This is a genomic window from Hyphobacterium sp. SN044 (assembly GCF_021864465.1).
In the GTDB taxonomy this organism is placed as follows: Bacteria; Pseudomonadota; Alphaproteobacteria; order Caulobacterales; family Maricaulaceae; genus Hyphobacterium.
This window is the reverse complement of the sequence record NZ_JAKKUV010000009.1, coordinates 108,471-114,548: the sequence shown is the minus strand read 5'-3', so window position 1 is coordinate 114,548 and position 6,078 is coordinate 108,471. Positions and strand designations below refer to the sequence as shown.

At 66.6% G+C, this 6,078-nt stretch carries 6 protein-coding genes; 3 read left to right on the top strand and 3 right to left on the bottom strand.

Annotated elements, in window-relative coordinates:
- Window positions 1–199 precede the first annotated feature (199 nt).
- The 3 genes from L5876_RS12360 to L5876_RS12350 all read left to right on the top strand — a co-directional run bounded on the left by L5876_RS12360 (window position 200) and on the right by L5876_RS12350 (window position 2,369).
- Window positions 200–1,519, top strand: coding sequence for a dicarboxylate/amino acid:cation symporter (locus L5876_RS12360; protein WP_236956664.1), 1,320 nt, complete (start codon window positions 200–202; stop codon window positions 1,517–1,519).
- 65 nt (window positions 1,520–1,584) lie between these two features.
- Entirely contained in the window at window positions 1,585–1,803 is a 219-nt protein-coding gene (locus L5876_RS12355; RefSeq protein WP_236956663.1) for a hypothetical protein, read from the top strand.
- Window positions 1,804–1,952: 149 nt separating this feature from the next.
- Window positions 1,953–2,369: a hypothetical protein gene (locus tag L5876_RS12350; RefSeq protein WP_236956662.1), complete on the top strand. Its 417-nt coding sequence runs from the start codon at window positions 1,953–1,955 to the stop codon at window positions 2,367–2,369.
- 10 nt (window positions 2,370–2,379) lie between these two features.
- Here L5876_RS12350 and L5876_RS12345 read toward each other — a convergent pair whose 3' ends face one another.
- From L5876_RS12345 to purD, 3 genes are read right to left on the bottom strand one after another with little or no spacing between them, the layout of a single operon-like run.
- Window positions 2,380–3,444, bottom strand: a complete 1,065-nt coding sequence (locus L5876_RS12345) for a phosphotransferase (RefSeq protein ID WP_236956661.1) — start codon at window positions 3,442–3,444, stop codon at window positions 2,380–2,382.
- Window positions 3,441–4,727 carry an amidohydrolase family protein gene (locus L5876_RS12340; protein ID WP_236956660.1) on the bottom strand — a complete coding sequence of 429 codons (1,287 nt, stop codon included), beginning with the start codon at window positions 4,725–4,727 and terminating at the stop codon, window positions 3,441–3,443. Before L5876_RS12340 ends, L5876_RS12345 begins: the two co-directional genes overlap by 4 nt.
- A gap of 25 nt (window positions 4,728–4,752) precedes the next feature.
- Complete coding sequence (gene purD / locus L5876_RS12335; RefSeq protein ID WP_236956659.1) at window positions 4,753–6,048, bottom strand: phosphoribosylamine--glycine ligase; 1,296 nt, start codon at window positions 6,046–6,048, stop codon at window positions 4,753–4,755.
- Window positions 6,049–6,078: the final 30 nt, after the last annotated feature.

Sequence of the window (6,078 nt, the reverse complement as noted above, 5' to 3'; positions counted from 1 at the left end):
GACACCCACGAGGAGCGAAACCGCTACATCCTCGACTTCGTCCGAAACTACAACCAGACCCGCCTGCGATGTCTCGATTACGAAAGCCCCGCTCAGCGCCTCAACAATCTCACGGGACACAACACTTTCGCCGGGGTGACGCCCCCCTGCGACCTTGCCGCCCCTTGCCCCTCCCTGCCACCGCCGCTAGGCCGATGGCATGGCCGAACCCGACCGCATCCGCACGCGCCATCTGCGCGGCAAGCTCCAGTCCTGGATAAGGAACCGGCTCTGGGCGCAGGTTCTGATCGCGCTGGCGCTCGGCGGCGTGACCGGCACGCTGATCGGCCCCGATTTCGATCTCGTCGATGCAGAGACGACCGAACTCGCTGGACGCTGGCTCGCCCTGCCAGGCGGGCTGTTCCTGAACCTCATCCAGATGGTACTGATGCCGCTGGTCGCGGCCTCCATCGTCCTTGGTCTGGCCGCCGGCGCGTCGGACCCCGACAAGCTGCGGCGGTTGGGCGGACGTCTGGCCGCTTATATCGGCACGACAACCCTGTTCGCCGCCACACTCGGAGCCACGCTGGCGCTCTGGATCCGGCCCGGCCAGTCGGTGATTGTTGGCGAAGTGCCGATGCCGCGGCTGAAGCCCGACCTGGCGGAACTCTCCGACCCGCTGGCCGACGCCGCCGCGGCCGCACCCGACCTGATCGCCCGTCTCGTGCCATCCAACCCGCTCGCGGCGGCGGCCAACAGCGAGATGCTGGCCGTCGTCGTCTTCTCCATCTTCGTCGGCCTCGCCTTCGTTGCGTCCAGCAATCAGGCGCGCCTCGCCCCGCTGCGGCAGCTTTTCGAAGCGATGCTGGAAGTCTCGATGACAGTGGTGAAATGGGCGATGTATCTCACCCCCTTCGCCGTTTTCGGCCTCACCGCGCAACTCGTCGCGCGCATGGGTGTTTCAGCGATCACCACGCTCGCCGCCTATGTCGGCGTCGTGCTGGCAGGTCTGGCCGTGCTTCTGGTCCTCTATTTGGTGCTGATCGCCATTCTCGGACGGATGGCGCCGGGCAAATTCCTCGCCGCGGTCTTTCCGGTTCAGCTCCTCGCCTTCTCGACCTCGTCCTCAGCGGCGGTCATGCCGCTCTCCATGGAGACCGCGCGTAACCGGCTCGGCACACCGGGCGATTCCGCCAGCTTCATCATCCCGCTCGCCGCCACGACCAACATGGCCGGCACGGCGCTCTATCAGGCCGTGGCGGTGATCTTCGTGGCCCAGATTGCGGGGGTTACCCTCTCGCCGCCGGAGGTCGCCCTGATCGTGCTCAGCCTCGTCGCCGCCTCGATCGGCGCGCCAGGAGCGCCGGGAGTCTCGATCGCCATCCTGTCGGGCATGCTCGCCAGTTTCGGAATTCCGGCAGAAGGCCTCGTCTTCGTCATCGGCGTCGACCGCCTCCTCGACATGTCGCGCACCGCCGTGAATGTGACAGGAGACCTGGCCGCCTGCCGCATCATCGCGCGGGACCCGGCCACCGGTTGACGCGGCTTTAACCTTCTCCACCGCTTTCCCTCGCGCCCGGCACGCGCCCGCGCCAGACTGCCGGAATGAACAGCGTGTACTCCACGTCACTCGCCGCGATGACGGCGGCTCAGGCGACGGTCGCCCAGGCGGCCCGCACGGTCGCCAATCCGCGCGCCGACGAGACCGGCGTGATCGAGGCGGTGATCGCCATCAAGCAAGCGGAAGCCACCCATTCCGCCGCCGCCGCGATCGCCCGCACTGCCGCGGAGATGGAAAAGCGCGTTCTCGACGTCCTCGCCTGACACCCCAAGAGGCGATCCCTCCTTCCCTCCGGTCCGCTTTCCTCTCCCCTTGGATGGACCGGAGGGGGGAACCCCCTTCCCGCTTCGATCCGCCCCGCCGTGACTTGAGCGCGGCCCGCCTTACATTCCCTGACCTCAGGGAGGCGGACATGGACACACCCATCCTTCTGACCGGCATCGCGGCCGGGATCGGCGCGCTTATGGGCGGGGCCAGCCTGCTTGTCCCGCGTTGGGGGGCGAGTGTCGTCCGCCTGATGCCGGACCCGCGATGGCCCGGCGGCTGGGCCGAGTTTCGTGCCAGCTATGGCGGCGCCTTTCTACTCGCTCATGGCAGCGTGCTCCTGACCATCGCCATGATGGCGCAGGCCGGCCGCAACAGCGTCGTGGCGGCAGGCTTTGCCGTCGGAGCGCTCTGGCTCGGCATGGCGATCGGCCGGATCGTATCCATGCTGGCCGACGGCAAGGCGCATCAGACGCGGACGTCCTACAACCTCTTCTCCACCGGTTTCGAGATCGCCATGGGTCTGGCCCTCTGGGCGCCCTGGCTGGGGCATATCGGCGGCTAAACCCGACGGGTCACGCCCCCATCCGCTCCGCGAACGTCCAGGCATAGTCCGCCATCGGCTTGACCATGGCGCCATATTCGCGCGCCTTGGCGTTCGAGGCATTGCCCTGCAGCGAGCGGTGATAGACGCCCTGAACGATGCCGGCGAAGCGGAACAGGTTGAACGCGAAGTAGAAGTCGAGCTTCGGCAGGCCGTCACGGCCCGTGCGTTCGCAATAGGCGCGGACATATTCGTCCTCGGTCGGGATGCCGAGCGATTTCAGATCCGACCCGAGGAAGCCGTTGCGCATCTCCTTCGGCGCGCGCCACTGCATCAGCTGATAGCTGAAATCGGCCAGCGGGTCGCCGAGCGTCGAGAGCTCCCAGTCCAGAACCGCGATCACGCGCGGCTCGGTCTTGTGGAAGATCATGTTGTCGAGGCGGAAATCGCCATGAACGATGCTGGAGCGTTCCTGCTCCGGCGTCGCGCCGGGCAGCCATTCGATCAGCCGGTCCATCGACTCGATCGTGTCCGTCTCTGACGCCTTGTACTGCTTCGACCAACGCGCGATCTGGCGGGCGATGTAATTGTCCGGCTTGCCATAATCGCCCAGCCCGGCCTTGGCGGGATCCACGCCGTGCAGCTGCGCCAGCGTGGCATTCATCGCGTCATAGATCGCGCCGCGCTCGTCCTTCGGCAGGTCCGGCAGGAACGGGTCCCAGAAAATGCGCCCATCGACGAAATCCATGACGTAGAATTCCGTGCCGATCACACCGCGGTCTTCGCACAGCCCGTGCATGACCGGCACCGAAAACCCGGTCTTTCCGAGCGCGCTCATCACCCGGAATTCGCGGTCCACCGCATGCGCCGACGGCAGAAGGTTGCCGGGCGGCTTGCGGCGCAGCACGTAGGACTTGCCGCCTGCATCGACGCGGTAGGTCGGGTTCGACTGACCGCCCTTGAACTGGCTGACGCGCAGCGGACCGGCAAAGCCCTCGACATTGTCGCGCATCCAGCGGTCGAGGCCCGCCTCGTCGAAGCGTAGCGCGTCGGCGACATCCTTCGTGCCGGAGAAGGTTTCGTCCATCTGGCTCATTGGTCGCGATACACCTCGCCGCCCTGCATCACGAACTGCATGTCCATCAGCGCCGAGACGCCGTCCAGCGGATCGGCGGCCACGGCGATGATGTCGGCATACTTGCCCGGCTCGATCGTGCCGATGTCGTCGCCCATCGCCAGATGGTCAGCGGCATTGACCGTGGCGGCGGTGATCGCCTCCATCGGCGTCATGCCGGCCTCGACCATCAGCTGGAATTCCCGTGCGTTCATGCCGTGCGGAGAAACACCGGAATCGGTGCCGAAGGCGATGCGCACGCCGCCCGCATGGGCGCGGCGCAGCATGGCCAGCATGTTCGGTCCGACTTCCATCGACTTCTGGCGCACTTCCGGCGTCATCCAGTCGGCGGTCTCGGCCAGTTCGGCCACCGTCACGCCCGCGATCACGGTCGGGACCAGATACGCCCCCGTCCGGCGGAACAGGCGGATGCTGTCGTCATCGAGATAGGTGCCGTGCTCGATCGAATCCCCGCCGGCTTCTAGGAAGGCGTTGATGCCGGACACGCCGTGCGCATGGGCGGTCACCTGACGGCCCATCATGTGCGCGGCCTCGACGATGGCTTCGAGCTCATCGGCGAAGAATTGCTGCTCGGTTCCCGCCGCGGTCTGCGACAACACTCCGCCGGTCGCGGTGATCTTGATCACGTCGACCCGGGCGCGGATCAGTTCGCGCACCGCGCGGCGGCAATCGGCCGGACCGTTGCAGGCCGCCGGGCTTTCCATGGCGTGCATCACATCGAGATTGTAGCCGTTGACGTCGGCATGGCCGCCCGTGGGCGTGACCGCCGGACCGGAGACGCGCATGCGCGGCCCAGCGATCCAGCCATTGCGCTGTGCGTCGCGCAGCGCGACCGAGGCTTCGAGATCCCCGCCGACATCCTGCACCGTGGTGAAGCCGGCCATCAGCGTCGTTCGGGCATAGGCCGCGCCCTGTAGCGCGTCGTCAGCGCTCGACCGCGTGACATTGTCCAGCCGCCGGGTCGGGCTCAGCTCGTGCTGCAGATGGACATGGCTGTCGATGAAGCCGGGCATCACATAGGACGAAGTCAGGTCGATCACCGTCGCCCCCTCGGGCGTGACATAGCCGTCCTCGACCGCCTCGATCCGCTCGCCCCGAATGATGATCGATTGCTCGCGTTCCGGCTGTTCGCCCGGCACGGCCAGCAGCCAGCCGGCGTGAATGACCGTCACGTCCTCATCTTGCGCAAATGCCGCAGATGTGGACAGCAGGGCTGCCGCGGCAGCCGTCAGAATCCGGATCATCGATGTCCTCCCCTTTGTCCCGACCTTAGCGGGAATCGCCGAGCGCGCGCCACCCGATATCCCGGCGGAAAATGCCCTCCGGCCAGTCGATCAGGTCGACCGCCTCATAGGCGCGCTTCAACGCCGCTTCGAGCGTGTCACCCGTTGCGGTGACATTCAGCACGCGGCCGCCCGCCGAGACAATGTCGCCCGCGCCATTCACATCCGTACCGGCGTGGAAGATCGTCACATTCTCCAACGCGGCGGCCTCCTTCAGCCCCTTGATCACGCTGCCCTTTTCGTAGGAGCCGGGATAGCCCTTCGTCGCCATGACAACCGTCACGCACGGCGTGGGGCGATCCGGCACCGGCAGCAGTCGCGCAAAGTCGCGCTGGTTCATCCCGCCGGTCGCGGACGCCAGCAGGGCCGGGACGATGTCCTCGTCCATCTGCGCCATCAGCACCTGGCATTCCGGATCGCCGAAGCGACAGTTGAACTCGACGACTTTCGGCCCCTCCGGCGTGATCATCAGCCCGATATAGAGCACGCCCTGATAGGCCATGCCGTCAGATTTCATGCCGGTCAGCATCGGACGCGTGACCTTGTCCTCAACGAATTGCATCAGTTCCGGCGTCATGATCGGCGCGGGCGCATAGCTGCCCATGCCGCCCGTGTTCGGCCCGGTATCGCCGTCGCCGACCCGCTTGTGATCCTGTGCCGGCGGCAAGGTGATGATGTTCGTCCCGTCGGTGATGACGAAGACGCTCGCCTCCTCGCCGGTCATGAATTCCTCGATGACCAGCTCGGCCGAGGCTTCCCCGAACTTGCCCGACAGCATCTCTTCGACTTCGCCATCGGCCTCAGCGCGGGTCTCGGCGATGACCACGCCCTTCCCCGCCGCCAGCCCGTCGGCCTTCAGCACGTAGGGGGCTTCAAGCGTGTCGAGAAACGCCTTCGCCTCGGCCACGTCCGTGAACCGGCCATAACGCGCGGTGGGCACGCCGTAGCGGCGCATCCGGTCCTTCGCGAACCCCTTGGAGGCCTCCAGCTGCGCGGCTTGCGCCGACGGTCCGAACACATCAAAGCCGCGTGCGCGCAGCCGGTCGGCCAGCCCCATCGCCAGCGGCGCTTCAGGGCCAACGACGATCAGATCGGGTTCCAGTTGCAAGGCCAGCTTTTCAAGGCCGTCCACGTCATCGGCTTTCACGTCGAAGCACGGCCCCAGCTTGTCCATCGCCACCGACCCGGGCGCGGAATAGATCTCGTCGACCAGCGGGCTGTGCGAGATTTTCCACGCCAGCGCGTGTTCGCGCCCGCCCGAACCGATGACCAGTATCCGCATGCCTGCCTCCGAAGCTCGTCTGCGCGGCAG